This window comes from Paraburkholderia caffeinitolerans, assembly GCF_902859945.1.
GTDB lineage: Bacteria > Pseudomonadota > Gammaproteobacteria > Burkholderiales > Burkholderiaceae > Paraburkholderia > Paraburkholderia caffeinitolerans.
Map to the genome: position 1 here is coordinate 1 of NZ_CADIKL010000102.1, position 1410 is coordinate 1410.

Consider the following 1410-nt stretch of genomic DNA (forward strand, 5'->3'; position numbering starts at 1 on the left):
AAGGGCGAGGACATGCACGCCGCGCTCAAGCGCGAGTGCCTCGCGGTGCGCAACAGCGTGGGCATTCTCGATGCGTCGACGCTCGGCAAGATCGACATTCAGGGTCCGGACGCCGCCAAGCTGCTGAACTGGGTCTACACGAACCCGTGGCTCAAGCTCGAAGTGGGCAAGTGCCGCTACGGCCTGATGCTCGACGAGAACGGCATGGTGTTCGACGACGGCGTGACCGTGCGCCTCGGACCGCAGCACTACATGGTGACCACGACTACGGGCGGCGCGGCGCGCGTGCTCACGTGGCTCGAACGCTGGCTGCAGACCGAGTGGCCCGACATGAAGGTGCGTCTGGCTTCCGTGACCGATCACTGGGCGACCTTCGCCGTGGTGGGCCCGAAGAGCCGCAAGGTGCTGCAGAAGGTGTGCAAGGACATCGACTTCGACAACGCCGCGTTCCCGTTCATGTCGTATCGCAACGGCACGGTTGCAGGCGTGAAGTCGCGCGTCATGCGCATCAGCTTCTCGGGTGAACTGGCCTATGAAGTGAACGTACCGGCCAACGCGGGCCGCGCAGTGTGGGAAGCGATCATGGCTGCGGGCGCCGAGTTCAACATCACGCCGTACGGCACGGAAACGATGCACGTGCTGCGCGCCGAGAAGGGCTACATCATCGTCGGCCAGGACACCGACGGTTCGGTCACGCCGTTCGACCTCGGCATGGGCGGACTCGTTTCGCAGACCAAGGACTTCCTGGGACGCCGCTCGCTCAAGCGCTCGGACACCGCGAAGGACGGGCGCAAGCAGTTCGTCGGACTGCTGACCGACGACGCGAAGTTCGTGCTGCCCGAAGGCGGCCAGATCGTCGACGTGAATGCGCAGCAGAGAGCGGACGGCACCACGGCGATGATCGGCCACGTGACGTCGAGCTACTACAGCCCGATTCTCGACCGCTCGATCGCACTGGCGGTCGTGAAGGGCGGTCACAACAAGACCGGCGAATACGTCTCCATCTCGATGGCCGATGGCCGGCGCGTGAAGGCGAAGATTGCCAGCCCGATTTTCTATGACACTGAAGGGGTGCGTCAGCATGTTGAATGAAACGATGGATACGGCGCCCCTTGCGGAGCGCGCAGCAGCAGTGCGGCTCGAGTCGCCTTTCGTCGGCGTGGCCGGGCTCATGAAGGCGCAGGAGGGCCGCGCGCCGAAGGGGTTCACCATGCGTGAACTGCCGTTCCGCGATCTGGTGAACGTGCGCGGCGAACTCAGCGATCCGGCTTTCGTGGACGCATTTGCCCAGGTGGTCGGCTGCCAGCCGCCCGCGACGCCCAACACGGTGGCGAAGGGCAACGGCTACGACGTGCTGTGGCTCGGCCCCGACGAATGGCTCGTGCGCTCGGACGCAGCCGTGCAGGCCGG

The 1410-nt window shown here is 65.4% G+C and carries 2 protein-coding genes; both read left to right on the plus strand.

Features of this window, described 5'->3' with window-relative positions; translation table 11 throughout:
- The coding region (locus HV773_RS36415; protein ID WP_217481979.1) for an aminomethyl transferase family protein at positions 1 to 1092 on the plus strand (1092 nt) is incomplete at its 5' end.
- The coding region (locus HV773_RS36420) for a sarcosine oxidase subunit gamma family protein (RefSeq protein WP_281365340.1) at positions 1082 to 1410 on the plus strand (329 nt) is incomplete at its 3' end. The genes HV773_RS36415 and HV773_RS36420, both read left to right, overlap by 11 nt.